General features: G+C 70.5%; 25 protein-coding genes. 17 read left to right on the top strand and 8 right to left on the bottom strand.

Going from position 1 to position 26,318, the window contains the following annotated elements; translation table 11 throughout:
- Window positions 1–2: 2 nt before the first annotated feature.
- Window positions 3–1,703 carry an ABC1 kinase family protein gene (locus tag ACFVRO_RS02685; RefSeq protein ID WP_386948958.1) on the top strand — a complete coding sequence of 567 codons (1,701 nt, stop codon included), beginning with the start codon at window positions 3–5 and terminating at the stop codon, window positions 1,701–1,703.
- A 24-nt stretch (window positions 1,704–1,727) separates the two neighbouring features.
- On the opposite strand, the gene ACFVRO_RS02680 is transcribed toward ACFVRO_RS02685, so the two are convergent.
- Window positions 1,728–3,320, bottom strand: coding sequence for an SDR family oxidoreductase (locus ACFVRO_RS02680; protein WP_386948956.1), 1,593 nt, complete (start codon window positions 3,318–3,320; stop codon window positions 1,728–1,730).
- A gap of 183 nt (window positions 3,321–3,503) precedes the next feature.
- On the opposite strand from ACFVRO_RS02680, the gene ACFVRO_RS02675 reads away from it, so the two are divergent.
- The 5 genes from ACFVRO_RS02675 to ACFVRO_RS02655 all read left to right on the top strand — a co-directional run bounded on the left by ACFVRO_RS02675 (window position 3,504) and on the right by ACFVRO_RS02655 (window position 6,941).
- Window positions 3,504–3,977, top strand: coding sequence for an SRPBCC family protein (locus ACFVRO_RS02675; RefSeq protein ID WP_386948953.1), 474 nt, complete (start codon window positions 3,504–3,506; stop codon window positions 3,975–3,977).
- Window positions 3,974–4,291: an ArsR/SmtB family transcription factor gene (locus ACFVRO_RS02670; protein WP_386948950.1), complete on the top strand. Its 318-nt coding sequence runs from the start codon at window positions 3,974–3,976 to the stop codon at window positions 4,289–4,291. The genes ACFVRO_RS02675 and ACFVRO_RS02670 overlap by 4 nt, the downstream gene beginning before the upstream one ends.
- Window positions 4,292–4,320: 29 nt before the next feature.
- Window positions 4,321–5,502 carry an MFS transporter gene (locus ACFVRO_RS02665; protein WP_386948947.1) on the top strand — a complete coding sequence of 394 codons (1,182 nt, stop codon included), beginning with the start codon at window positions 4,321–4,323 and terminating at the stop codon, window positions 5,500–5,502.
- Window positions 5,503–5,572: 70 nt separating this feature from the next.
- Window positions 5,573–5,962, top strand: a complete 390-nt coding sequence (locus tag ACFVRO_RS02660) for a helix-turn-helix transcriptional regulator (protein ID WP_105673116.1) — start codon at window positions 5,573–5,575, stop codon at window positions 5,960–5,962.
- Window position 5,963: 1 nt separating this feature from the next.
- A complete protein-coding gene (locus ACFVRO_RS02655) occupies window positions 5,964–6,941 on the top strand; it encodes an SRPBCC domain-containing protein (RefSeq protein WP_386948944.1) in 978 nt (325 codons plus the stop codon).
- A gap of 106 nt (window positions 6,942–7,047) precedes the next feature.
- Here the strand turns inward: ACFVRO_RS02655 and ACFVRO_RS02650 are convergent, their stop codons facing one another.
- The 6 genes from ACFVRO_RS02650 to ACFVRO_RS02625 are packed head-to-tail and all read right to left on the bottom strand — an operon-like array spanning window position 7,048 to window position 10,351.
- On the bottom strand, window positions 7,048–7,833 hold the full coding sequence (locus ACFVRO_RS02650) for a ribonuclease H (protein WP_386948941.1): 786 nt from the start codon (window positions 7,831–7,833) through the stop codon (window positions 7,048–7,050).
- A 60-nt stretch (window positions 7,834–7,893) separates the two neighbouring features.
- Window positions 7,894–8,109 (bottom strand): hypothetical protein, encoded by a 216-nt coding sequence (locus ACFVRO_RS02645; protein WP_105673119.1) that lies wholly within the window; start codon window positions 8,107–8,109, stop codon window positions 7,894–7,896.
- A gap of 18 nt (window positions 8,110–8,127) precedes the next feature.
- Window positions 8,128–8,469 (bottom strand): hypothetical protein, encoded by a 342-nt coding sequence (locus ACFVRO_RS02640; protein WP_105673120.1) that lies wholly within the window; start codon window positions 8,467–8,469, stop codon window positions 8,128–8,130.
- 33 nt (window positions 8,470–8,502) lie between these two features.
- Complete coding sequence (locus tag ACFVRO_RS02635) at window positions 8,503–8,832, bottom strand: protealysin inhibitor emfourin (RefSeq protein WP_386948938.1); 330 nt, start codon at window positions 8,830–8,832, stop codon at window positions 8,503–8,505.
- Window positions 8,789–9,871: a M4 family metallopeptidase gene (locus ACFVRO_RS02630; protein ID WP_386948935.1), complete on the bottom strand. Its 1,083-nt coding sequence runs from the start codon at window positions 9,869–9,871 to the stop codon at window positions 8,789–8,791. Before ACFVRO_RS02630 ends, ACFVRO_RS02635 begins: the two co-directional genes overlap by 44 nt.
- Window positions 9,872–9,880: 9 nt before the next feature.
- Window positions 9,881–10,351 (bottom strand): hypothetical protein, encoded by a 471-nt coding sequence (locus ACFVRO_RS02625; protein ID WP_386948933.1) that lies wholly within the window; start codon window positions 10,349–10,351, stop codon window positions 9,881–9,883.
- A gap of 157 nt (window positions 10,352–10,508) precedes the next feature.
- Here ACFVRO_RS02625 and ACFVRO_RS02620 point away from each other — a divergent pair, with 157 nt between their 5' ends.
- The 4 genes from ACFVRO_RS02620 to ACFVRO_RS02605 are packed head-to-tail and all read left to right on the top strand — an operon-like array spanning window position 10,509 to window position 15,403.
- Window positions 10,509–11,819 carry an ABC transporter substrate-binding protein gene (locus tag ACFVRO_RS02620; RefSeq protein ID WP_386948930.1) on the top strand — a complete coding sequence of 437 codons (1,311 nt, stop codon included), beginning with the start codon at window positions 10,509–10,511 and terminating at the stop codon, window positions 11,817–11,819.
- Window positions 11,820–11,821: 2 nt separating this feature from the next.
- A complete protein-coding gene (locus tag ACFVRO_RS02615) occupies window positions 11,822–12,784 on the top strand; it encodes a carbohydrate ABC transporter permease (RefSeq protein WP_105673124.1) in 963 nt (320 codons plus the stop codon).
- Window positions 12,781–13,725: a carbohydrate ABC transporter permease gene (locus tag ACFVRO_RS02610; RefSeq protein WP_105673125.1), complete on the top strand. Its 945-nt coding sequence runs from the start codon at window positions 12,781–12,783 to the stop codon at window positions 13,723–13,725. The genes ACFVRO_RS02615 and ACFVRO_RS02610 overlap by 4 nt, the downstream gene beginning before the upstream one ends.
- A 1-nt stretch (window position 13,726) precedes the next feature.
- Window positions 13,727–15,403, top strand: coding sequence for an amylo-alpha-1,6-glucosidase (locus ACFVRO_RS02605; RefSeq protein WP_386948928.1), 1,677 nt, complete (start codon window positions 13,727–13,729; stop codon window positions 15,401–15,403).
- Window positions 15,404–15,483: 80 nt separating this feature from the next.
- Here ACFVRO_RS02605 and ACFVRO_RS02600 read toward each other — a convergent pair whose 3' ends face one another.
- Window positions 15,484–16,140, bottom strand: coding sequence for a GntR family transcriptional regulator (locus ACFVRO_RS02600; protein ID WP_386948925.1), 657 nt, complete (start codon window positions 16,138–16,140; stop codon window positions 15,484–15,486).
- 147 nt (window positions 16,141–16,287) lie between these two features.
- Between ACFVRO_RS02600 and ACFVRO_RS02595 the strand changes: the two genes are divergently transcribed.
- The 7 genes from ACFVRO_RS02595 (at window position 16,288) to ACFVRO_RS02565 (ending at window position 26,288) form a co-directional block, all read left to right on the top strand.
- The gene (locus tag ACFVRO_RS02595) at window positions 16,288–18,366 is read left to right on the top strand and encodes a beta-galactosidase (RefSeq protein ID WP_386948922.1); all 2,079 of its coding nucleotides are present in this window, start codon (window positions 16,288–16,290) and stop codon (window positions 18,364–18,366) included.
- Window positions 18,363–19,757, top strand: coding sequence for an aminomethyl-transferring glycine dehydrogenase subunit GcvPA (gene gcvPA / locus ACFVRO_RS02590; protein ID WP_386948920.1), 1,395 nt, complete (start codon window positions 18,363–18,365; stop codon window positions 19,755–19,757). Before ACFVRO_RS02595 ends, gcvPA begins: the two co-directional genes overlap by 4 nt.
- On the top strand, window positions 19,754–21,361 hold the full coding sequence (gene gcvPB, locus ACFVRO_RS02585) for an aminomethyl-transferring glycine dehydrogenase subunit GcvPB (RefSeq protein ID WP_341940609.1): 1,608 nt from the start codon (window positions 19,754–19,756) through the stop codon (window positions 21,359–21,361). Before gcvPA ends, gcvPB begins: the two co-directional genes overlap by 4 nt.
- Before the next feature lie 6 nt (window positions 21,362–21,367).
- Entirely contained in the window at window positions 21,368–22,684 is a 1,317-nt protein-coding gene (locus ACFVRO_RS02580; protein ID WP_386948917.1) for an ATP-NAD kinase family protein, read from the top strand.
- 10 nt (window positions 22,685–22,694) lie between these two features.
- Window positions 22,695–23,453, top strand: a complete 759-nt coding sequence (locus tag ACFVRO_RS02575; RefSeq protein ID WP_386948915.1) for an SDR family NAD(P)-dependent oxidoreductase — start codon at window positions 22,695–22,697, stop codon at window positions 23,451–23,453.
- A gap of 93 nt (window positions 23,454–23,546) precedes the next feature.
- Window positions 23,547–24,722, top strand: coding sequence for an ROK family transcriptional regulator (locus tag ACFVRO_RS02570; RefSeq protein WP_386948912.1), 1,176 nt, complete (start codon window positions 23,547–23,549; stop codon window positions 24,720–24,722).
- A 78-nt stretch (window positions 24,723–24,800) separates the two neighbouring features.
- Window positions 24,801–26,288 carry a M81 family metallopeptidase gene (locus ACFVRO_RS02565; protein WP_386948909.1) on the top strand — a complete coding sequence of 496 codons (1,488 nt, stop codon included), beginning with the start codon at window positions 24,801–24,803 and terminating at the stop codon, window positions 26,286–26,288.
- Window positions 26,289–26,318: the final 30 nt, after the last annotated feature.

Below are 26,318 nucleotides of genomic sequence, written 5' to 3'. Positions count from 1 at the left end.
CGATGACGGATGCTGCGGCGCAGGGCGCACACCGCGCCCGCTACCGTCGCATCCTGTCGTTCGCGGCGCGCGAGTTCCTCGCCATCTGGTGGTTCGAGCTGGTCCTGCCCCGCATCGGGTTGAGCCGCGTGTCCGAGCGGACGCGCGCCGGTCGGATGCAGCGCTTCGCCCGGCGCTTCCACGCCCTCGCCATCGCTCTGGGCGGGCTCATGATCAAGGTCGGGCAGTTCATGTCGTCCCGCCTCGACGTTCTCCCGCCGGAGATCACGAAGGAGCTGGAGGGGCTGCAGGACGAGGTGCCCGCCGTGCCGTTCGCCGACATCCGTGTCGTCGCCGAGGCCGAGCTGGGGGTTCCGTTGGAGCGCGCCTACGCGTGGTTCGACGAGAACCCTGTGGCCGCGGCATCCCTCGGCCAGGCGCACCGCGCCCGGCTCTCCGACCTCGACGCCGCCGACACCGGCCTCGAGAACGTCGTCGTCAAGGTGCAGCGACCGGGCATCGACGCGATCGTCGCGACCGACCTCGCCGCTCTCCGCCGGGTCGCCCGCTGGCTCACCCGGGTGCGGATCGTCGCCGACCGCGTCGACGCCCCCGGTCTCGTCGAGGAGTTCGCCCAGACGAGCCTCGAGGAGATCGACTACCTGCACGAGGCTGCGAGCGCCGAGAGGTTCCGCGAGAACTTCGCCGACGACCCCCGCGTCGACACCCCCGAGATCGTCTGGGAGCGCTCGACGCGTCGGGTGCTGACCCTGTCGGACGTCACCGCGATCAAGATCAACGACACCGACGCCCTGCGCGCCGCGGGCATCGACCCCTCCGAGGTCGCCGACGTGTTCGCCGAGGTCATGTTCGACCAGGTCTTCACCCACAGCTTCGTGCACGCCGACCCGCACCCCGGCAACATCTTCGTGACCCCGGTGCCGGCATCCGCCGCCGGGGAACGCGGCTTCCGGCTCACGTTCATCGACTTCGGGATGATGGCCGAGGTGCCCGACAGTCTCCGCGACGGGCTGCGCACCCTCCTCATCGCGATCGCCGGGCGCGACAGCCGCGGTCTCGTGAAGGCCGCGCAGGAGATCGGCGTGCTGCTGCCCTCGGCCGATACGGCCGAGCTCGAACGCGCGCTGACCGCCCTGTTCGCGCGTTTCGGCGGCATGGGCTTCGCCGAACTCAGCACGGTCGACCCGCGGGAGTTCCGCGACTTCGCCGACGAGTTCGGCGACATGGTGCGCTCGCTGCCCCTGCAGCTGCCGGAGAACATGCTGCTGCTGATCCGTGCCGTCTCGTTGACGTCGGGCATGTGCAGCAGCCTCGACCCGTCGTTCAACGTGTGGGATGCCGCGGAGCCCTACGCCGGGCGCCTGCTGCGCGACGAGTCCGGGAACCTGATTCAGGACCTCGCGAAGCAGGCCATGCAGAACGCCGCCGTGACCTGGCGGCTGCCGAAGCGGATCGACGACATCATCTCGCGCGTCGACGAGGGCAGCGTGACCTTCGACACGTCGCGCCTCGAACGACGGCTCGATCGTCTGGAGGGCATCGCGAGGCGCATCGCCTCCGGCGTGCTGTTCGCGGCGCTGCTCATCGGCGGCGCCCTGCTCGTCCCGTCCGCTCCGCCGCTGGGGATCACGCTCGTCTGCGTGTCGGTGCTCCCACTGCTGCACTCGCTGTTCGCGGGCGTGGGCAGGCGCGGGCCGCGCTAGTCCGTCCTGACCGTCGCGCGACGGTCAGGTGCGCGAGGGGGCGGCGTCGTCCGCGATGTCCGCGACCGGAGTCATCGGCTCCCTGGGCATCTCGGCCGCCGCGGTGATCCGCGCCGCCATGCCCGCGAAGATGAAGCCGTGGAACGGCAGCACGGCCAGCCAGTACAGCCGCCCGCCCAGCCCGCGGGGGAAGAACACGGCCCGCTGCTCGTACCTCGCCCGATCCCCCTCCGGCACCGCCCGCAGCTCCAGCCAGGCGTCGCCCGGCACCTTCATCTCGGCGCGCAGGCGCAGGAGGCTCCCGGCATCCGCATGCTCGACGGCCTCGACGCGCCAGAAGTCGATCGCGTCGCCGACCCTCGCGGCGCTCCGGCTGCGGCGTCCTCGTTGAAGCCCGACACCGCCCACGAGCCGGTCCATCCACCCGCGCACCGCCCAGAGCAGCGGCGACGAGTACCACCCGTTCTCCCCGCCGATCCCGACGATGACGCGCCACAGGTCCGCGGCCGAGGCGTCGGTCTCGACGGTGCGCGCGTCGGTGAACACCGTGCGGCCGGCCCAGTCCGGGTCGCTCGGCAGCGGGTCGCTCGGGGCGCCGGACACCTCCGCATCCTGCCAGCTGGTCTCCACGCTGTCGGCGTCGAGCCGGCCCAGCGCGAGCGACACGGCCTGGCGGTAGGGCGTGAGTCCGCCCGACGGGAGCGGGATGATCTCGTCCACCGCCCTGTCCTTCACGACGCACTCGTTCTGCAGCGACGCGACGAGCGGCCGCGCGATCGCGCGGGGCACCGGGGTGACGAGGTTCACCCAGTGCGAGGCGAGCCCCGGCGTGAGCACGGGCAGCGCGGCGATCGCCCGCTGCGGGAGTCCGGCCTCCACGGCATAGCCGTTCATCATCTGTCCGTACCGCAGCACGTCGGGTCCGCCGATGTCGACGGCGCGATTGACGTCGGCGTCCACGCGGGCCGCCCCGAGGAGGTAGTGCAGCACGTCGCGCACCGCGATCGGCTGGATGCGGTTGCGCACCCACTTCGGCGCCGGCATGTACGGCAGCACCTCGGTCAGGTGCCGGATCATCTCGAAGGATGCCGAGCCGGAGCCGATCACGACCCCCGCCTGCAGCACGAGCGTCGGCACGCCGGACGCCAGGAGGATCTCTCCGACGCGCACGCGGGAGCGCAGGTGCGGGGAGAGCGCGACGTCGGCGGGATGCAGCCCGCCCAGGTACACGATGCGGTGCACGCCCGCGGTCGCCGCGGCCTCGGCGACGGTCTCCGCCGCCCTCTCGTCCGCCTCCTCGAAGCCCTTGCCCGCGCTCATCGAGTGGATCAGGTAGTAGACGACGTCGACATCGCGCACGGCGTCGGCGACGGCATCCGCGTCGTCGGCCGAGCCCTCGACGATTTCGCAGTCGGCTCCCCACGGGAAGGATGCCGCCCGCGCTGCGTCGCGCGCGAGGATGCGCACGCGGTAGCCGGCGTTCAGGAGTCGCGGGGTGAGGCGTCCGCCGATGTAGCCGGTCGCGCCGAGCACCAGCACGCGCGGAGGAGTGCCGTCGTCGCGCGGGAGGGCGCGCAGTGCGTCTTCGTGTCCGGTGGGCTGGGTGAGCTCGGCCATGCTCCGAGCGTAGGCGCGTGGTGCTCGGGGTCACAGCGGGTTGCGCGAACGCTCCGGACGTGAGACAGGGCCGTCGAACAAGTGCAACTCCAGGGTTGCGTCAGTGAGGAGTGTGTGCAACTCTTGAGTTGCAGGTGAGCGGCGATCCGGCCGCACCCCGGGAAAGGAACCATGATGGTCAACATGACAGAGAACCCCGCATCCGTCGTCGACGAGGAGACGTTCTCGGTGCGGCGCACGATCCGCATCGCGGCATCCGTCGACAAGGTCTGGCGCGCCGTGACCGAACCGGAGCACATCTCGCGCTGGTTCGGCCGCACGGTGCTCGACGGCGCCGGCGTCGGAGCGACCGGCACGATGACGTTCCCCGACTACGGAGCGATCCCGCTGCGCGTCGAAGCCTGCGACGAGCCGAACCTCATCGCCTACCGCTGGGGCAACGACGACGCGCAGGACGCACGACCTGAGGTGCTCGACCCCGAGACCTCGACGGTCTTCACGTTCACGCTGGAGCCGATCGACGGCGGCACGCAGCTCACCGTCGTCGAGAGCGGCTTCGAGCGCACGTCGGCCCCGCTCGAGAACCTCGAGAGCCACCGCATCGGCTGGGACTCCGAGCTGGACAAGCTCGTCGCCCTGGTCGAAGGTGAAGTGTGACCGCGGACACCCTGATCCCCATGTTCGCCGCTCTCGCAGACGAGACGCGGTGGAGCATCCTGACGGCTCTCGGCGAGGGGGATGCCTCGGCATCCGCCCTCGCCGGGCGCCTGCCGGTGAGCCGTCAGGCCATCGCGAAGCACCTGGCGGTCCTGCAGGAGGTCGGGCTCGTCGAGCCGATCCCGGTCGGGCGCGAGGTGCGCTTCCGCGTGATCGGCGCCGAGCTCGCCGTCACCGCCGCGAAGCTCGACGCCATCGGCCGGGACTGGGACCGCCGCCTCGCCGCGATCAAGGAGATCGCCGAAGGGCTGTGAGCCGTCGCCCCGTGGGAGGATGGGGCGCGATGAACACGACGGATGCCGCCGCCAGACGGGCCCGCATCGCCGTCTCCGCGCTCTTCCTCACGAACGGCGCCCTGTTCGCGAACATCCTGCCTCGCTACCCGGAGATCAAGGCGGCGCTCGGACTCGACAACGCCGCGTACGGTCTCTCGATCGCGGCGCTCCCCGCGGGTGCGATCGTCGCGGGTCTGGGAGCCGCGGTCCTCCTGCGTCGCTTCGGCTCGGCGAAGGTCGCCGTGTTCGGCACGGTGCTCACGAGCGGCGGGTACCTGTGCGCAGGGTTCGCGCCGTCGGCGGTGCTGTTCGCCACCGCGCTGTTCTTCGCCGGGGCGAGCGATGCGATCACCGACGTCGCCCAGAACACGCACGGGCTCCGCGTGCAGCGGCGCTTCGGACGCTCGATCATCAACTCGTTCCATGCGATCTGGTCGATCGGAGCGGTTCTCGGAGGTGCGATGGGCGCCGTCGCGATCGCCTTGCGGCTTCCGGTGGGCCTGCATCTTTCGATCTCCACCGCGCTCTTCGCGGTCGTCGCGCTCTGCGCGCTGCGGTTCTGTCTCCCCGGACCGGATGCTGCGGATGCCGTGACCACCGAGGCCGAGGTTGGCGCCCCGGAGCGGAGGGTGAGCCCGCGCATCGTCGGCATGCTCGCCGCGCTGACGCTCATCGCGATGGCCGGAGGCATCGCGGAGGATGCGGGCAACTCCTGGGCGACGCTGTACCTCGCCGACTCCCTCGACGCCCCGGCCGCGGTGGCCCCGCTCGGCTTCATCGCCCTCGTCGGTGCGCAGTTCATCGGGCGGATGCTCGGCGACCCCCTGGTCGATCGGTTCGGGCAGCGCGCCGTCGCGCGCGTGGGCGGGATCATCGCCGCGATCGGCATGAGTCTCGCGCTGCTGTTCCCCAGCATCCCGGGCACGATCGTCGGCTTCGCCGCTGTGGGCTTCGGCATCGCGACGCTGATCCCTGCAGCGATGCACGCCGCCGACGAGCTGCCGGGCCTGCGGCATGGCGTCGGCCTGACCATCGTGTCGTGGCTGCTGCGCCTGGGCTTCCTCTTCGCGCCCCCGTTGGTCGGCCTCGTGGCGGATCAAACGAGCCTTCGGGTCGGACTCGTCATCGCGCCCGTCGCCGGACTCGTGGCCGTGCTGCTCGCCGGGGCTCTGGAGGGGCGGCGGCGCTAGATCGGACCGCGGTAGCCGATTCGCGGGAACCTCTTGACACGGCATCCGTCGTCGCATAACGTACAACCAAATGGTTGTACAAAGAGAACTCAGCGAAGCGGAGGTCGACCGTGTGTTCCACGCACTGGCGACGGCGACCCGGCGCGACATCCTGCGCCGGACGATCGAGCGGGAGCAGTCCGTCTCGACCCTCGCCTCCGAATACGAGATGTCCTTCGCCGCGGTGCAGAAGCACGTGTCCGTGCTCGAAGCGGCGAACCTCATCGTCAAGCGCGCCGATGGGCGCGAGCGGCTCGTCCGCGCGAACCCCGAGATGATCGCCCGCGCCAGGGCGCTCCTCGCCCGATACGAAGAGCTGTGGCGGTCGCGCATCGCCCGGCTCGACGACCTGCTGGCCGAAGCGCCCGCGGGTCGAGCAGACAACGCCACCGACAACGAACGAAGAGAAGAAGGAGAGTGACATGCCTGTCACCGACGTCATCACCGATGCCGAAAACCTGACGATGACCGTCGTCGCCGATTTCGCGGCGCCGATCGAGCGGGTCTGGGCCGCGTACAGCGAGCCGCGCCAGCTCGAGCGCTTCTGGGGTCCTCCCGGATGGCCGGCGACCTTCACCGCCTGGGACCACACGGTCGGAGGCAAGGCCAACTACACGATGAACGGACCCCGCGGCGAGAAGGCCTCTGGTACGTGGGAGTTCCTGCGCATCGACGCCCCGCACGGCTTCGAGGTGCTCGACGCGTTCGCCGACGAGGAGGGCACGCCCGACCCCGACCTGCCCTCGATGCGGATGGTGTTCACGTTCGAGCCCTCCGAGGTGGGGACGCGCATGGTCACCACCAGCCACTTCGCGTCTGCCGATGCGCTGGAGCAGGTCGTGTCGATGGGCGCGGTCGAGGGCACGAAGATGGCGATGGCCCAGCTCGACGCCGTGCTGCAGGACCTCCGCGACTACGCGCAGGGCAAGGGCACCCGCACCGAGCTCATCGACGACACGCACGTGCGCATCACCCGGCTCGTCGAGGGTCCGCGCGAGCTGGTCTGGCGTGCGCACCACGAGGCCGAGCTCATGAAGCAGTGGCTGCTCGGACCCGACGGGTGGGAGATGACCGAGTGCGTGGTCGCGACCGCGCCCGGAGACACGTACCGCACCTCGTGGGCGCCGGTGGGTGACACCGAGGGCCAGCCCTTCGGATTCGAGGGGGAGGCGTTGCTCGTCGACGCCCCTCGCCGCGCGGTCACCACGGAACGCATGACCGGGATGCCGACGGAGACGCTCAACGACCTCAACCTCTACGAAGAGGACGGCGCGACGCTCATCACCCTCCTCATCGAGTACCCCGACAAGGAGACGCGCGACATGATCCTCGCCACCGGCATGACCGACGGCATGGAAGCCTCGTACGCCCGCCTGGAGCGGGAGCTGCTCGCCGTCTGAGCGTTCACAACTCCTCGAGAAGAGGCCGGATCCCACGGGATCCGGCCTTTTCTGCGGCGTCGGCCGTGATTCGTGAGGAGTCGTGAACGCCGTGTCGACGCACGGCTCAGATCAGGCGGCGCAGCGCCTCTTCGAGGGTGACGCCCTGCGCGTCCGCGAGGTCGGCGAGACGCGCATGCTCATCGCCGCTGAGCGTGAGGCGCAGCTCGATCGGGTCGTCTGCGGGAGCGTCGTCGAGGCCGTCGAAGAGGTCGGATGCCTCGGCCCACAGCGGCTCGGCGGGAAGGTCGGCGGGAGACGCGACGGGGGCGACGGATGCAGCAGCGGGTGCGGCAGCGGGGGAGGGGGAATCCGCCCGCGCGTCGTCGGCCGGAGCGAGCCAGTCCCGGTCGGGCTGCGTCGCCATGGGGGCATCGACATCCGCCGCGCCCCGCGTGAAACCGGGGCCGCGGTTCGGCTCCTGCTTCGCCTGGTACGCCTTGGCCGCGCCGTTCGCACGCTCATCCGCCGCTTCGTTCAGGGGGTGCCCCGCGTGGCCCTTGACCCACTCGAACGTCACGTCTCGGCCTCGCATGGCCTCGTCGAGCGCCTCCATCAGGTCGCGGTTCAGCACGGGTCCGCCGTCGGACTTGCGCCATCCCTTGCGCTTCCAGCCCGGCATCCACTTGGTGATCGAGTCGATCACGTACTTGCTGTCGCACTCGATCACCAGCTTCTCGGAGGCGCCGGCCGTGGCGCGCAGCAGCTCGAGAACGGCCTGCAGCTCTCCCTGGTTGTTCGTGCCGTGCGGTGAGCCGCCGGCGGCCCAGTTCGCGTCGTCGATGTACCAGGCCCAGCCGTTCGGGCCGGGGTTGCCCAGGGCGGAGCCGTCTGCGGCGGCGGTGATCGTCATCCCTCCACCGTAGCCGCGGTCGGCGACACCGCCCGGCGGCGGGCGGGGGGCAGTGCCCCGTCAGTCCTTCGGCTCGCCCGTCTCGTCGGCTCCGGCCTCCGGCAGCACCGGCGCGACGGGGAAGACGATCGAGGTCACCTGCCCCTCGAACCCCAGCGACAGCGGGTCGGCCGAGGGCACGGCGTCGAGCACATCGGCCGCATCGCGATCGAGCGGTTCGGAGGGGAGGACCCACTGGTTCTCCTCTTCCTCTGGACGGTGCTGGAAAAGTCCCATGTCCCTATTGTGCGCCGCTCAGGATGCCGTGGGGGCGGCGCGCCGGAACGTGAAGTACCCCGACACGGCGCCGTGGTTGACCACGCCGGTTCCCGTGCTCAGGACGCGGTTCGAGGTCGTCGCCCCGGACTCGATGAAGGTGTACCCCGTGTGCTCGAGCCGCCACCCGATCCGCTCGACCTGCCCGAGGAAGTATCCGATGCTCTCGTTCACGGCCAGGCCGTTGTCTGCCGAGCCCCATGACGACGTCTGTCCGGTCAGCCGCCCGATCTCCACGTGCAGATGCAGGAGCACATCGCCCCTGGTCTGCGCATCCTGAGCGAGCGACAGCAGCCGTGTGGCTTCATCCGGTGTGAGCATGGTTCCCCCTGGGTCGACGTGGGTTCAGCGTAGTCACTCCGCCGATGCTGCCCGCACGGCGTCGACCAGCGCGCGCCACGGACCGTCGAGCGCCGCGTCGGGCAGGTCCTGCTCCCGCCGCTCGGAGGGGGTGCGGGCGCGGATGCTCCACACGAAGCGGTCGGCGCCCTCCGTGTCAGAGGGCGGTGCGTCCCAGGGGCAGCGATCGATGAGGGCGATCCAGTCCCCTGCGTCCTCGGGGGCGGCGGTCACCCGCCAGCGGCGACGGATGCCGGCGATGCCGCCGGTGCGCACGACCGCGATGACGACGATGTCGTCGTCAGTCTGCGTGCGCTCCTCGGCTGGAGGAGGGGTCTCGCTCATCCTCCAAGACTCCCACGGTCGTCCAGGCGCGTCGAGCGGCTGCCGCCGTCGCGTCGTCGATCGCGGACGCCGCGGTGATCGTCGCCTCCGCGAACTGCGCGAACGTGGCGGTGCTCGACAGTCCTCCGGTCAGAGCGCGGTACCAGGTCAGGCCCGCGCCCTCCCAGGCGTTGCCGCCGAGATCGCGGGCGAACAGGGCGAAGGCGCGGTTCGGGATGCCGGAGTTGATGTGCACGCCGCCGTTGTCTTCCGTCGTGCGCACGAATCCGCTCATGTGGTCGGGCTGCGGATCCTTGCCGAGCTCGTCGTCGTCATAGGCCGTGCCGGGGTGCAGCATGGAGCGCAGGGCCTCGCCCTCTACCGCATCCGTGAAGATCTCCGCGCCGATCAGCCACGTGGCCTGGGCCGCCGTCTGCCCGAGCAGGTACTGCTCGGTGAGCGCGCCGAAGACGTCGGCGATCGACTCGTTCAGCGCACCGGGCTGGCCCTGGTACTCGAGGTTCGCGGTGTGCTGCACGACGCCGTGCGCGAGCTCGTGCCCGATCACGGTGGTCGACGCCGTGAAGCCCGTGAAGACCTCTCCGTCGCCGTCGCCGAAGACCATGCGCTGGCCGTCCCAGAAGGCGTTGTCGTAGTCGACGCCGTAGTGCACGCTCGCGTCGAGCGGCGCCCCGGCATCGTCGAGGGAGTTGCGCGAGAACGCGGCGAGCAGCAGCTCGAAGGTGGCGCCGAGCCCGTCGAACGCCTGGTTCACGGCGGCGTCCTCGACCGGAGGATCGTCTTCGCTGCGCACCAGGATGCCGGGGAGCTTCTGCGTGTTGCCGGCGTCGCTGATGGTGCGGTTCGGCGCATCGGACAGCTGCGCCACGAGGTCGCCGTTCTCGTCGATCGACAGGTCGATGCGCGCGCGGAACGGCGGGCGTCCCGCGGTCAATGTCTGTCGTGCGGCGGCCGCAGCGCGCGGGAACCGCCCCGACTCGGCCAGGCGCGCGAGCAGGTAGGAGGGAACGACTCCGGGAGATGCGGTGCGGCTGCTCATGCCCCGACCCTACGCCGGAGGTGCGACGTTCGCCCGGGGGTTGCGTTCGATGTCGACCACGGTCGTGCGCACGCCCTCGGACTCGTACTGCACCGGCATCCCCGGGTGGGCGAGGGAGAACCAGAACGTACCGTCCTCGGAGTCGTACCGCAGGCACTCGACCTCGCCGAGCGGGGTCGTCAGCGATTCGGTCGAGACGGTCGTCGTCGCGGCGTCGAAGGCGGCGTGCCGCTGCAGGTCGAGCCACGTCACGCGGTCCGCCGTCAGGTCGGAGCGGTCGGGGAGCGACCAGCGCTCGAGGGTGGCGCCGTCGGCATCCGTCTCGCTGAACCGGTTGACCCTCGTGGCCGTCGTGCCATCGGGCAGGTCGATGCGGATGCGGATGGTCTTGCCGGGTCCCGTGGCGTCGCGGATCTCGGCGGCGGTGAACGGGGTCGGCAGGAGTCCGGGGCCGAGGAGGTGCGGATCGGGTGCGCTCATGCACCCATTGAAGCCCACTCCGCGCGACGTCACGAGATGATCTCGATGCCCCGAGGAAGAGGGGTGTCTCTTGACACATCTGCGTTCTGTATACAGAATACGAGTATGCCCCGAGGGGTTCCCGACACGATCTTCCGATGACGAAAGAGGTAGCGAGATGGCACGAGCGAAGGTGACGCGGTATCTGGCAGTGGGGGCCGCCGGAGCCCTGGTCCTGGGGCTCGCCGCGTGCAGCGGCAGCGGCGGCGGCGGGGGCGTCTCGGCAGACGGCACCGCGACCGTCGTGTGGTCCACGTGGGGCACGGCCGACGAACTCACCCGCTACGAGGAGTTCAACAAGGACTTCATGAAGCGGCATCCCGACATCAAGGTCAAGCTGCAGCCGGTCGCCAGCTACGGCGACTACCACTCCAAGCTGCTCGCGCAGCTCACCAGCAACACCGCCCCCGACGTCTTCTACGTCGGCGACGACAAGATCGGCCAGTTCGTCGACTCGAAGCGCCTGATGCCGCTGAACGACCTCATGGACTCGAAGGACAGCAAGACCAAGAAGGACGACTTCTTCCCCGGCCTCTTCGGCGCCGCCGAGAAGGACGGCGAGACCTACGCCGCCCCGAACGACTCCAACCCCGACGTGTTCTGGTACGACAAGCAGGCCCTCGCCACCGCCGGCATCACCGAGGATCCCGCGACGCTCGCCGAGAACGGGGAGTGGACGACCGACAAGTTCCTCGAGATGAACGCCAAGCTCCACGACGCCGGCCTCACCGGCACGATGTACTGGAACTACTGGGCGACCCACTGGAGCTGGCTCTCCTCGCAGGGCGTCGACGCGCCCTACAGCGACTCCGGGGAGTTCACGGCGAACAAGGACTCCGCCGCGGTCGACGCGATGCAGCAGTTCGGCGACCTGTTCCAGGACGGCACCTTCGTGGTCGCCGACAGCCTGCCGGACGGCGCCGGAGCGGACAGCGTGTTCGTGACCCACAAGGCCGGTTTCTTCGTGCAGGGCCGGTACACGATCGGCACCGTGAAGGCGACCGGCGAGGAGGCCAGCTACGACATCGCGCCGTGGCCGACCCCCGACGGCACGGCCGCTCCGACCGGCGTCGCCACGTCGTTCCTCGCGATCAACGGCAAGACCAAGGTGAAGGACGCGGCGTTCACGTTCTGGACCGAGTTCCTCTCGGCCGAGGGGCAGACCTTCCGCCTGCAGGGCGGCGGCAACGCGGTCCCGTCGATCAAGGGCGCCGACGACGTCGTGCTCGAAGACGGCTACCCGGCGCACGCGCAGACCTTCCTCGACATGCGCGACATCGGCTTCGAGGACTACCCCGCCGAGGCGGCCGTCCCCGGCCTGCCGGTCGACATCGCCGACGAGCTCCTCAAGCTCTACGAGGGCAAGGAAGACGCGAAGGCCGCGCTCGACAACGTCGCGAGCCTCGTCAAGGACCGGTCGGAGAAGTAGGAGTGTCCACGCTCACCGACAACGGACGGATGCCGCAGGCCACCCCTGCGGCATCCGCCCTACCCCTGCGCAAGGAGGCGGCCTGGCGCCGGCGCGACCGCCGCTGGGGCTACGTCTTCGTCGGCCCTCAGCTGATCGGCATGGGGCTGTTCGTCGTGCTGCCGTTCCTGGGGAGCATGGTGCTCGCCTTCGCCTCGTGGGACGGGCTGAGCGACCTCGAATGGGTGGGCTTCGCCAACTTCGCCGACCAGCTGTCCGACCCGCTGCTCGGACGGGCCATCCTCAACACCCTCCTCATCGCGATCATCACGGTGCCCATCGGGCTCGCGCTCGCGGTGATCGTCGCCATCGCTCTGGAGAAGCTCAAGACCCGCACGCTGTACCTCGTGCTGTTCTTCGCGCCGGTGGTCACGTCGACCGTCGCGGTCGCGATGATCTGGCAGCAGATGTTCCGCGCAGACGGCGTGCTCTCCACCGCGATCTCGAAGATCTTCGGCATCGCGCCCCCCGACTGGCTGCAGGATCCGAAGCTCGCCCTCCTCGCCGTCTGCATCGTCACCATCTGGTCGTCGATGGGCCTCAACGTGGTGATCTTCCTCGCCGGTCTGCAGAACATCTCGCCCTCTGTCATCGAGGCCGCCCGCATCGACGGGGCGGGCCCGTGGCGGCTGTTCACCAGCATCCGCCTCCCGCTGCTCTCGCCCATCGTGTTCTTCTCGTCGATCGTCGCCTTCATCTCGTCGCTGCAGACCTTCGACACCGTCTACGTGCTCGTGCAGAACGCGGGACCCGACAACGCGACCCGCACGATCGTGTTCCACATCTTCGATCTCGGCTTCACGAAGTTCGAGTTCGGCCTGTCGAGCGCGGCCAGCGTGATCCTGCTGCTCATCACCCTCGTGATCACGGGCATCCAGTTCGCCGCGCAGAAGAAGTTCGTCCACTACGAGGATGACCCGGCATGACCTCCCAGACACCCTCCCTCACCCGGCAGGCCCCTCCGACGGGGTCGACGGTCGCGCTCACCGCTCCGGGCTACCGCTCGCGTGGACGCGGCGGACCCGGCGCCGACCGCGCCCGTCGTCGGATCGGCGCGACCCTGCTGCACGTGGTGCTCGCCGTCGCGGGCATCGCGATGGTCTTCCCGTTCATCTGGATGCTGCTGACGTCGTTCAAGTCGCTGTCGCAGCTCCTGAAGAACCCGCTGCAGTTCCTCCCCGACCCGTGGACGTTCGACAACTACACGACAGCGTGGAACGCGGTGCCGTTCGGGCAGGCGTACCTCAACAGCGCGTACATCGCCGTCCTCGTGGTCGTCGGCACGCTGCTGACCTCGGCGATGGCGGGGTACGCGTTCGCCCGCATCCGGTTCCGCGGCAGCAGGATCCTCTTCGTCGTGTTCCTCGCGACGCAGATGATCCCCAAGCAGGTGACGCTCATCCCGTTCTACCTGCTGATGTCGCAGCTCGGCTGGGTCGACTCGCACCTCGCGCTGATCGTCCCCGGCATGATGGCGAACCCCTTCGCGGTGTTCCTCATGAGGCAGTTCGTCCTCGCACTCCCGCGGGAGCTCGAGGAGGCGGCCCTCGTCGACGGCGCCGGACGCTGGCGCACCTTCTGGAGCGTCGTGCTGCCCAACCTCAAGCCGGGCCTCGCCGCGCTCAGCATCATCGTCGCCCTCGACGTGTGGAACTCGTTCCTGTTCCCGCTGGTGCTGCTGAACACGCCCGATCTCTTCACCGTGCCGCTGCTGCTGCAGGCGTTCCAGAGCCAGCAGGGCTCGGTCAACTACGGGCTCGTGATGGCGGCGTCCGCGATCGCCACCGTGCCGATGCTGATCGTGTTCGTGATCGGCCAGCGCAAGATCCTGAACAGCATGGCCGCCTCGGGCCTCGGAGGACGATGACATGACGGATGCCGCCGACCTGGCCGCCCTCGCCGGCCGCCATCTCGACCTCGTCTCCGCGCCCTTCACCCTGCCGCGTTCGCGCGTGCTCGTGTTCCGCGCGGAGAATGGGGACGGCGTGCGCGTGCACACCTCGGAGTACGAGAAGCGGCTGTCGGAGTGCCGGGTGCTGGACGCGGTCGTCGTGACGGATGCCGAGGGAGCGGTGCTTCCGGTGGCCGACGTGCTGCCTGGGCGCGTGCGGTTCGGGGGCGACGTCACGCTCACCTTCGACGGCCCATCGGCGTTGAGCCTCGGCGGAGCGCCAGGCGCGCGCGTACGTCTGGTGCGGCCGGACGGCTCCGTCGAGGAGCATCCGCTGGGCGACGGCATCCGGCTGCGCATCGCGGCCGACCGCACCGTCTCCGTGGAGAGCAGGGGGCACGCGGGCGCGCTCGCGGCCACGGCATCCGTCTGGGACGAGTGGTTCGCGAGGTGCCCGATCGTGCGCGACGACCTGCAGGAGATGACCGCGTTCTGCTGGTGGGTGCTCGGAGCGAACATCGTCGAGCTGCCGTCTCTGGGCGATGCCCGCGCGATCGTCCCGTCGAAGATCGGCTACGTGGGGCTGTGGCAGTGGGACGCCTACTTCATCGCGGTCGGCCTGCGTCACGGCGACCCGGAGCTGGCGCGCGAGCAGCTCGACCTCGCGTTCCGGTTCCCGCAGCCCGACGGTCAGCTGCCCGACGTCGTGCACGAGCTCGGGGTGCTCGCGACGAGCGACGACCTGCCCGAGAGCGATCGAGCGAACCTGCGCAGGGCAGGGTCGCAGATCGCCGACCCGAGCGCGCCGGTGCCGCTGACCAAGCCTCCGCTCGCGGCCTGGGCGCTGCGCACGGTGCTCGAGGTGCAGGACGACCCCGACTACGCGCGCACGCAGCTCGCCCGTGTCATCCGCTCGCAGGACTGGTGGTTCGCGGGCAGCGACCTCGATCACGACGGGATGCCGGAATACGGGCATCCCTACTCCTCCGGCCTCGACGACAGCCCCATCTTCGACGGACCGCTGCCCACGGCGGCTCCCGACCTCGGCGCCTATCTCGTGCGGCAGGACCTCGAGATCGCGGCGCTCCTCGAGCGGTACGAGCCCGGCGTCGACGTCACGCGCTTCCGCGAGCGCGCGGCCCGCACGCAGAAGCTCCTGCTGACGATGTGGTCGTCGGAGGAGAGCCGGTTCCTCGCGTACGGCGGTGGGACGATCCCCGGAGCCCTCGGCGCACCTGGCGGCGAGGTGCTGCAGAGCGACACGGTCGTCGGACTCCTGCCGCTGCTCACCGGCACGCTCCCGGCCCCCGTCTCCGAGGCGCTGCGCGCGGCCGTCGACGATCCGTCCCGGTTCGCCCTGGAGTGGGGCCTGCCCACCGTCGCGGCATCCGACCCCGACTTCTCGCCGGAGCGGATGTGGCGGGGGCCGATCTGGGTGAACACGAGCGTGCTCGTGGCCGAGGGGCTCGAGGCCTCCGGGTACCCGGAGCGCGCGCGGGAGCTGCGCGAGCAGACCGTCGCCCTCGTGATCCACGGCGGCGGCCCGCACGAGTACTTCAACCCGCGCACAGGGTTCAAGGCCGAGCGCGCGACCACGGCGTTCGGCTGGTCGGCTGCGCTGTTCATCGACCTCGCCGTCCGCCTGTCGAGCTAGACTCAGCGCTCCCGTCGCAGAAGATCCCGCCATGACGTCGCCATTCCGGGATCTTTCGCGACAGGAGCGCGGATGCCGGACTACGCCGTGAAGTACGAGCTCGACGCGTTGTCGAGGATGCGCTGCATGCCGTGCGTCCAGTTCAGCTTGAGGGCGCCGACGGCGGCGGGGACGTCACCGGCGGCGAGCTGCCTTGCGATCTCGGCGTGCTCCGCGGCGACGCGCTCGACCTTGACGTCTTCCGGCACGAGCAGCGACTCGTACCGGTGGAAGGAGCTGCGCACGCTCTCGATCACGTCGAGGAGCCGCTGGTTCGGGCACGCCGACAGCATGAGGCTGTGCCACTCGTCGTCCTTGGTGATGACGAGCTGGTGCTCGACGAGCTCATCGGCGAACGCATCGGCCATCTCCTTGAGCCGCGCGCCGATGGCCTGCAGCTCGTCGAGCGGGCTGAGCTCGAGGGCCAGGCTCTCGAGAGCCGCCATGACGGGGGCGAGGTCGCGGAACTCCGAGGCGCTGAGCGGCACGAACCGGAACCCCTTGCCGTTCTCGCTCTCGATCTGCCCCTCGGACTCCAGGGCGATCAGCGCTTCGCGCAGGGGCGTGCGGCTGACGCCGAGTTCGGCGGCGAGCTGCACCTCGTTGATGCCCTCGCCGGGCTGGACGAGACCGGCCCGCATCCGCGTCAGGAGCTCCTCGCGGACCTGCGAGCGCAGGTTCTTGCGTTCGATGGCCATGGATGGCATCCCCCTTCTGCGTCGCCCCTGCCCGTCAGCCTATGGGTTGACGGCTCCGGTGCGACGATCTACTGTGGTGTATACAGAATACAGCGGACAGGGGAATTGCACCAGAGTCCGCCGCAGATGACTCAGAGAGGAGCCCTCGTGCCCGCATCCGACCAGCCGATCCGACGCGTCCGCATCGACGCTCTCGCCTACGGCGGCGACTACAACCCCGACCAGTGGTCGGAGGAGACGTGGCATGAGGACATCCGCCTGATGCGCGAGGCCGGCGTGAACATGGTCAGCCTGCCGATCTTCAGCTGGCCGCAGCTGGAGCCGGAGCCCGGCGTCTACGACTGGGGATGGCTCGACCGCATCATCGATCTGCTCCACGAGGCCGGCATCCGCATCGACCTGGCCACCGCCACAGCGACGCCGCCCTCCTGGCTGCTGCGCGCCCACCCCGAGATGGCGCCCTGGGATGCCGACGGGCACCGGCTGGAGTTCGGCTCCCGCCAGACGTACTGCCCCTCGTCTCCCGTCTGGCGCGAGAACGTCGCACGGATGACGCGGGCCATGGCCGAGCGCTACGGCGAGCACCCCGGGCTCGCCCTGTGGCACATCTCGAACGAGTACGGCGACCACACCTCGCGCTGCTGGTGCCCCGAATCGGCCGCGCACTTCCGCCGCTGGCTGGAGGACCGCTACGGCGACCTCGACGGACTCAACGAGGCGTGGGGCGTGAACGTGTGGGGTCAGCGCTACACCTCCTGGGACCACATCGAGACCCCGAAGAAGGCGCCAGGGCCGATCAACCCCACCAAGCTCCTCGACTTCGAGCGGTTCTCCTCCGACGCCCTCCTGGAGCTGTTCCAGATCGAGATCGACGTGCTGCGCGAGGTCACCCCCGACATCGCCGTGACGACGAACTTCATGAGCATGTTCCGCGACCTCGACTACTGGGACTTCGCCGCGGCGGAGGACGTCGTGACCGACGACGCCTACCCCGAGCCCGCCGACCCGACCTCGCACGTCGGCGCCGCCCTGAACTACGGGCTCATGCGCTCCCTCAAGGGCGGACAGCCGTGGCTGCTGCTGGAGTCGTCGGCATCCGCCACCAGCTGGCGCGACGTCAACGTGCCCAAGGCGCCGGGCAAGATCCGCGTCGAGAGCCTGCAGGCCGTCGCCCACGGCTCCGACGCCGTGATGTTCTTCCAGTGGCGCCAGGCCAAGTACGGCCAGGAGAAGTTCCACTCGTCGATGCTCGGCCACCGCGGCGAGAAGTCGCGCAGCTTCCGGGAGACCAGGGCTCTCGGGCTCGAGCTGAAGAAGCTGGAGCCCGTGCGCGGCACCCGCGTGCGCTCCCGGGTCGCGCTCGTCGTCGACTGGGATTCCTGGTGGGGCTCCAGCGCCCTCGAATCCCTCCCCTCACAGCGCCTGCAGTGGGCGCAGCAGGCCCGGGCCTGGCACCGCGCGCTCTATACGCTCGGCCAGCCGACGGATGCCGTTCGCGCCACGGGGCCGTTCGACGAGTACGACGTGGTCGTGGTGCCGAACCTCTACATCATCGAGCAGCCGCAGGCCGATGCCCTCCGCGCCTTCGTCGAGCGCGGAGGGCACCTCGTGGTCGGCCCCTTCTCGGGTGTCGTCGACGCGACGGAGAAGGTGCACGACGGCGGCGCGCCAGGCCTGCTGCGCGACCTCCTCGGCATCGAGGTCGACGAGCAGTGGCCGATCGCCGACGGACTGACCGAGACGGTCGACTACGCCGGCGAGACGCTCACGGCGCCCAGCTGGAGCGAATGGATCGAGGCGGATGCCGACGTCGAGGTGCGCGGTGCGTACTCCTCCGGCGAGCTCACCGGGCTCCCCGCCGTGACCCGGCGCCCGGTCGGAGCCGGCGCGGCCTGGTACCTCAGCGCCATGCTCGAGCACGACAGCATGCTGCCGGTGTTCCGCGACGTTCTGGTCGGCGCCGGCCTCCCCGCCCGCGACGACACCGACGTGGACGTCGAGGTCGTCACGCGCGCCGACGAGACCACCGACTACACGTTCTATCTGAACCACGGGCAGAGCCCGGTGGCGTTCGCGCTCCCCGGAGACGCGACCGACCTGCTCACCGGCATCCGCCACTCCGACCGCCTCGACCTCGGCCGCTACGGCGTCGCCGTGCTCGCGGCGCCCCGTGCAGAGACCATCCCCTTCTCCACCCTCATCCCGACCGCGAAGGAGGACGCATGACCGAGCCGTTCGTGCATCCGTACATCCCCAACACGGCGCCGGAGTCGCGGGCCGCGATGCTCGCCGCCGTCGGCGCCGCCGACGTCTCCGAGTTCTACGCCGACGTGCCGGAGTCCCTGCGCCTCGGCCGCCCGCTCGACCTGCCGGCGCCGCTCGTGGCGGAGCAGGATCTCGCGCGTCACGTGCGCGGGCTGCTCGCCAGGAACCGCTCGACGCAGGAGCGCCTGAGCTTCCTCGGCGCCGGCGTCTACAACCACTACGTGCCGGCCGTCGTCGACGAGGTCATCGGCCGCAGCGAGTTCCTCACCGCCTACGCCGGTGAGCCCTACGAGGACCACGGCCGCTTCCAGGCGCTGTTCCAGTACCAGTCGCTGATGGCCGAGCTGCTGGAGATGGACGTCGTGAACGTCCCCACCTACGACGGCTACCAGGCCACCGCGACCGGCCTCACGATGTCGGGCCGCATCACCGGGCGGCCCCGTGTGCTCGTCGTCAGCGACGTGCTGCCGGCGAAGCTGTCGAAGGTGCACGACTACGTCCGCGCGCATCTCGCCCTCGACCACGTGCCCACGGTGAACGGCACGGCCGACGTCACCGCGATCCGCGCCGCGCTCGGCGACGACGTCGCGGCGGTCTGGGTCGAGACGCCCAGCGTCACGGGCGCCGTCGAGGCCTCGCTGCAGGAGATCGCGGATGCCGCGCACGCCGCCGGCGCCGTGGTCGTGGTCGGCACCGACCCGATCGGCTACGGCATCCTCACCCCGCCGTCGCTGCACGGCGCCGACATCGTCACCGGTGACATCCAGTCGCTCGGCCTGCACCAGTGGTTCGGCGGCGCCCACGGCGGATTCATCGCCGTGCACGACGACCCGACGTTCGTGATGGAGATGCCCTCGCGGCTCTTCGGGCTGGAGTCCACCGACGTCCCCGGTGAGTACGGATTCGGCGACGTCGCCTACGACCGCACCTCCTTCGCCCACCGCGAAGACGGCAAGGAGTGGGTCGGCACGGCCGCCGCCCTCTGGGGCATCGCCGCGGGCGTCTACCTCGCCCTCATGGGCCCCGCAGGCATGGCCGAGCTCGGCGAGACCCTCCTCGCCCGCACCCGCTACGCGCAGCAGACGCTCGCCGCGATCCCCGGCGTCGCGCTCGACGACGACGCCGTGCACCTGCGCGAGTTCACCGTGACCCTGCCGATCCCGGCATCCGAAGTCGTCTCCGCGCTGCGGGCGAAGGGCATCGAACCCGGCGTCGTCGTGGGCGAGCGCCGGCTGCTGGTGTGCGTCACCGAGCTCACCACCCAGGCCGACATCGACACCCTGGCCGCGGCGCTCGCCGAGGTCACCGCATCCGCCACCGCATCCGCCACCGTCATCGAGGAGTCGAAGTGACCCTTCCCGTCGCCCCGAAGCCCGCGCTGCGGCGCTTCCAGCAGGCCCGCTGGGACGAGCCGATCATCTTCGAGCTGTCCACCCCGGGTGAGCGCGGAGTGCTCGTCTCGCAGGTCGAGCCCGGCATCCGCGAGGCCGTCGGAGACGTGGTCGCGGAGCTCCCGGCATCCCTGCGTCGCCCGTCGGCAGCGAAGCTCCCCGAGATGGGCCAGATGCGCGTGCTCAAGCACTACCTGCGGCTGTCGCAGGAGAACCTCGGCGCCGACTTCAACGTCGACATCGGCCAGGGCACGTGCACCATGAAGTACGCGCCCAAGATCAACGACCAGCTCGCCGGCGCCCCGCAGATCACCGCGATGCACCCGCATCAGGACCCGGCCGACGCTCAGGGCGTGCTGGAGATCCTCTGGCAGCTGGAGCGGATGCTCGCCGAGATCTCCGGCATGGACGAGGTCTCCCTGCACACCCAGGGCGGATCCGCCGCGATCTGGTCGAACATCGCCATGATCCGCAGATTCCACGAGGCCAACGGCGAGGGTGAGCAGCGCCGCGAGGTCATCACCACGATCTTCAGCCACCCGTCGAACGCGGCGGCCGCGAAGGCCGCGGGCTACGAGGTCATCACGGTCTACCCGGATGCCGACGGCTACCCCTCGCTCGACGCGCTGAAGGCCGCGCTGTCCCCCCGCACGGCGGCGATCATGGTCACCAACCCCGAGGACACCGGCATCTACAACCCGGCCATCCGGGAGTGGGTGGATGCCGCACACGCCGTGGGCGCCCTCGCCTCCTACGACCAGGCCAACGCCAACGGCATCCTCGGGATCACCCGCGCCCGCGACGCCGGCTTCGACGTGTGCCACTTCAACCTGCACAAGACCTTCGGCACGCCGCACGGCTGCGGCGGACCGGGCTCCGGCGCCAACGCGGTCTCGGCGGCGCTCGCGCCCTTCCTCCCCGGACCCCGTGTGGTGCGGGAGGACGACGGGACGTTCGCCGTCTCCGAGGCGGGCGAGCAGTCCATCGGCGCGGTGGCCCCGTTCTACGGCGTCATCCCCGCGCTCGTGAAGGCGTACTCGTGGATCATGGCGCTCGGCGCCCCCGGCCTGCTCGCCGCCGCCGAGACCGCGGTGCTGAACAACAACTACCTGATGTCGCTCGTGCTGGCGATCCCCGGGGCCTCCGCGCCCTACGCCACCGGCCGCCGCCGCATCGAGCAGGTGCGCTACTCGTGGGAGGAGCTGTTCGAGGAGACCGGCGTCTCGTCGGAGGAGATCGGCATCCGCATGACCGACTTCGGGATGCACTACTGGACGAGCCACCACCCCTACGTGGTGCCGCAGCCGTTCACGCTCGAACCCACGGAGTCGTACTCGAAGGCGGAGCTGGAGGAGTACGCGGCCACGCTCGCCGAGGTGGCGCGCGAGGCCAGGGAGACCCCGGAGGTCGTGCGCACGGCCCCGCACAACCAGACCGTGCACCACACGCATCACGACGACCTCGACGACCCCGAGCGCTGGGCCATCACCTGGCGGGCGTACCAGCGCAAGTACCCTTCGGCAGGCTCAGGACGGCGCGCGGCGGAGCTGGCCGCGCAGGCCTGACGCGACGTGATCGGACTGGTCGTCAACCCTGTCGCCGGAGTCGGCGGGCCCGCGGGTCTCGCCGGCTCCGACGGCGCGGACGTGCAGCGCCTCGCCCTCGCGCGCGGCGCCCGTTCGCGCGTGCAGGAGCGCACGGCCGCCGCTCTCGCGGTGCTGGCCGCTCGGCATCCGTCCCTCGAGGTGCTGACCGCCGCCGGCCCGATGGGCGCCGACGCCGTGCGCGCCGCCGCCCTGGTGCCGCGCGTCGTGTATGCCGCGTCGAGTGCCGCGTCGTCTGCCGCGTCGAGTGCACGTGATCTCGCCGAGTGCACGGGTTCTTCACGTCGAGAGCCCGTGCACTCGACGACTTCTCGTGCGCTCGACGGCGACACCGAGGAGACGGATGCCGCGGACACGGCGCGTGCCGTGGAGGCGGTGGCGAAGGCGGGCGCGGAACTGATCCTCGTCGTGGGCGGGGACGGGACGCTGCGCGACGCCGTCGCGGGGCTCGGTGCGTTCACAACTCCTCACGAACGCGCGGTTTCGGCGGGGAAAGCCCCCTGCTCCGCTGAAACCACGCAGGTTATGAGGAGTTGTGAACGGATGCCGGCGGTGCTCGGCATCCCGGCCGGAGTGAAGATGTACTCGCCGGTGTTCGCCGTGAGCCCGGCCGCCGCGGGGGCGATCGCCGCCGACTGGGTGGCGCAGGGCGTGCTGCCGACCGAGGAGCGCGAGGTGCTCGACATCGACGAGGCCGCGCTGCGGCGCGCACGCGTCGACCCGGTGCTGCACGGATTCCTGCGGGTTCCGGTGCGCCGCGGCCGCACCCAGGCCCGCAAAGCGCCGACCCCGGCGAGCGAGGCCGCCGCCGTCGAGGCCGCGGCGAGAGGCGCCGTCGCGCGCATGCGGCCTGGCGTCCGTTACCTGCTCGGCCCCGGCGGCACCACGGCCGAGGTCGCCCGTCAGCTCGGAGTCGTCGGCACCCCGCTCGGCGTCGACGTCGTGCTCGACGGCGCCGTCACGGTGGCGGGCGCGAGCGAGCAGCAGCTTCTCGCCGAGACCGCCGCGGGGCCCGCCCAGGCCGTCGTCACCGTGATCGGCGGCCAGGGGTTCCTGCTCGGCCGGGGCAATCAGCAGCTCTCGGCATCCGTCATCCGCTCCCTCGGCGACGAGCCTCTGATGGTCGTGGCCCCCGAGCAGAAGATCATCGACCTGCGCGGGCGTCCGCTGCTGGTCGACACCGGAGACGCCGCGCTCGACGCGCGCCTCTCCGGCCACGTGCGCATCACCACCGGCGTCGGCACCAGCAGCCTGTACGCCGTCGCCTCTTCCCACACCCTCTGAAAGGAACATCATGCGTCTCGAGAACAAGAAGGCCATCGTCACCGGCGGCGCGGGCGGCATCGGCCGCGCCACGTCGCTCGCGCTCGCCGCGGAGGGGGCGGCGGTCGCCGTCGTCGACCTGAACGCCGAGGCCGCGGAGGTCGTCGCCGCCGAGATCCGCGCGGCTGGAGGAGCCGCGGTCGCGATCGCCGCCGACGTCGCCAGCGAGGCCGACATCGAGCGCGTCATCGCCACGACCGTCGCAGAGTTCGGGGGCGTGAACGTCGTCTTCAACAACGCCGGCATCATCCGCCGCACGACCGCCGTGGAGACGACCGTCGAGGAGTGGGATCGCGTGTTCGGCGTGAACGTGCGCTCGATCTTCCTCATGTGCAAGCACGTCGTGCCGATCATGGAGGCTGCTGGCGGCGGCTCGATCATCAACACGGGCTCCGGCTGGGGGCTCAAGGGCGGCGGGCAGGCGATCTCCTACTGCGCCTCGAAGGGCGCGGTCGTGAACATGACCCGCGCGCTCGCGATCGACCACGGCCCCGCCGGCATCCGGGTCAACTCGGTCAACCCCGGCGATGTGAACACCGGGATGCTGAGCGACGAGGCCCGTCAGCTCGGGCAGGACCCGGCGTCGTTCCTCGCGGAGGCCGCCGATCGCCCGCTGCGCCGCATGGGGCAGCCGAGCGAGGTCGCCCAGGCCGTCGTCTGGCTCGCGAGCGACGACTCCTCCTACGTCACGGGTTCGGCCCTGGTGGTCGACGGCGGCGGCATCGCCTGAACACGTGTGTCACCCCGTGTCGTACGGGGTGACACTGTGCGGTCCTGGGAGTATCTTTGTTTGACCACCGAAACAAGATGATTCGAGGACACCGTGGCGCCGGCGACCCAGACCGCATTCTCCGAGGGTGAGATCTTCCGGCTCGTGCGCACGGGAGCGGCGCAGTCGCGCGCCGACCTCGCCCGGCTGACCGGGCTCTCCCCGTCGACCGTCGCGCTCCGGATCGAGGCGCTGATCGCCCACGACTACATCGAGGAGAACGGCGAGGGCGTGTCGCGCGGCGGGCGGAGGCCCCGCGTGCTCACGGTGAAGGCCGGGGGCAGCGTCGTCGTCGGCGTCGATCTCGGCGAGCAGCACGCGACCGTCGCGCTCTTCGACCGTCGGGCGGAGGTCGTCGCCTCGACCGTCGCCCGGGTGTCGCTCCTCGACGGTGTCGAGAGCGTCGTGAACCAGGTGTGGGAGCACGCTCGCGGACTGGCGGAGGAGCACGGCGGCCTCACGATCGAGGGCATCGCGATGAGCCTCCCCGGTCCCGTGGATTCGCGCACCTCGCGACTGCTCGCGCCGATGCGGATGCCGGGCTGGAACGGCGTCGACGTCGGCGAGGTCCTCGGAAAGACCACGGGGCTCCCCTTCCTCATCGACAACGACGCGAACGCGATGGCCGTCGGCGAGTTCATCGAGCGCGGCGGCGAGCAGGAGCAGCTGGTGTTCGTGAAGGCGGGCAGCGGCATCGGCTGCGGGATCATCCTCGACGGTGCGGTCTACCGCGGCTTCCGCGGGGTGGCGGGCGACATCAGCCACGTCGCCCTGCACAACGCACCGCCCATCATCTGCTCGTGCGGTCGGGTCGGCTGCCTCGACGTGGTCGCGAGCGGGGCGGCGATCGTCGATGCGCTGCGAGAGGCGGGGGCGGCGGTGGAGACGCTCGACGACGTGCTGGCACTGGCGCAGGACGCGCACCCCAAGGCCACCTCCGCCCTGCGGGAGGCGGGTGCCCGCACGGGCGAGGTGCTCGCGACGATCATCAACTTCTTCAACCCCCAGGCGCTCGCTCTGGGCGGGCGTCTGGCCACGGCCGATGCCTTCGTGGCGGGGGTGCGGCAGGCGCTGTTCACCCTCTGCCTTCCGATGTCGACGGATGCTCTGGAGATCGGCGTGAGCCGCGCCGGTGCATTGGCGGGGGCCCGCGGCGTCGCCTGGGAGCTGCTGGAGCGGCTGCTCGACCCCGCCGGAATCGACGAGGAGCTGCGTCTCGTCACTCAGTAGTTCGATCATCGGCATAAGTCGGATGCCGGTAGCACCAAGTGGCTCATCTTGATTCGAGAGCGACCCTAGACTCGGAGTATGACCGAGACCTCACCGCTCCCGCGCATCGCCATCGCCGGCATGGCCATCGAGTCCAGCACCTTCTCGCCGCACCGAGCAGGCGAACGGGACTTCCTCCGCATCGAGGGCGACGACCTCGTCAGGCGCTACGACGCGCTGCGCGAAGGGGAGCTCACGGGGAAGGCGGAGTGGCTGCCGGTGTACTACGCCCGGTCGATTCCCGGCGGCGCGGTGCTGCGCGAGGTGTACGACGCGATCAAGGCGCGCATCTGCGACGGGCTGCGCGAACTCGTGGCCGGCGGCGGGCGGCTCGACGGTCTCTTCTTCGACATCCACGGGGCGATGAGCGTGGTGGGCATGGACGATGCCGAGGGCGACCTGATCACCGCGATCCGCGAGGTGATCGGCGCGGACGTCGTCGTCTCGGCATCGATGGATCTGCACGGCAACGTGTCGCGTGCCCTGATCGAGAACGTCGACATCATCACCTGCTACCGACTGGCCCCGCACGAGGACACGTGGGAGACCCGCGACCGCGCCATCCGCAACCTGGTCGAGGCGCTCGAGAGCGGCGTCACCCCGCGTCGCGCCTGGGTGCGCGTGCCCATCCTGCTGCCCGGTGAGAAGACCAGCACCCGTGTGGAGCCCGCCAGGAGCCTCTATGCCCGCATCCCCGAGATCGAGTCGCGCCCCGGCGTCACCGACGCGGCGATCTGGATCGGCTACGCCTGGGCCGATGAGCCCCGATGCCACGCCACGGTCGTCGTGACCGGCACCGATGACGAGGCGACGTCCGCTGCCGCGTCGGAGCTCGGTCGCGCGTTCTGGGACGTGCGCGACGACTTCGAGTTCGTGGGCCCTCCCGGCACGCTCGACGAGGGGGTCGCTGCCGGACTGGCCGCGACCGACACCCCGTACTTCATCAGCGACTCGGGCGACAACCCCGGCGCGGGTGGCACGGGCGACGTGACCTGGACGCTCGCCCAGCTGCTGCAGAAGCCCGAGCTCACCGCGGACGATGCGCCGGTGACGCTGTGCGCGTCGGTGTTCGACAAGGGCGCGCTGGACATCCTTCGCGGCTGTGCGGTGGGAGAGCGGGTGTCCGTCGAGGTGGGCGCGCGCGTCGACAGCGGTCCGCACGGGCCGGTCCTGGTCAACGGCGTGCTGCACAGCCTGCACGAGGGCGATGAGGATGCGGGCGGCATCGCCGTGATCCGGGTCGGCGGGCTCCACGTGATCGTCACGGAGTACCGCAAGGCGTACCACGACGTCTCCGACTTCACCTCGATCGGACTCGACCCGGTCGCGGCGCAGATCGTCGTCACGAAGATCGGCTACATGGAGCCCGAGCTCTACGCCATCATGCGCGGATGGACGCTGGCGCTCACCCCTGGCGGCGTCGACCAGGACCTCGAGCGCCTCGGGCACCACCGCATCCAGCGGCCGATGCATCCGTTCGACGCGTTCGACGCCGCGCCCGACCTGACCGCCGAGATGGTGGGATGACGAGGGTCGTTCCTCTTTGGTTCGACAGCG

It is taken from the genome of Microbacterium sp. NPDC057944 (assembly GCF_042887445.1).
Classification (GTDB): domain Bacteria; phylum Actinomycetota; class Actinomycetes; order Actinomycetales; family Microbacteriaceae; genus Microbacterium; species Microbacterium natoriense.
This window is presented reverse-complemented; position numbering and strand designations above follow the sequence as displayed.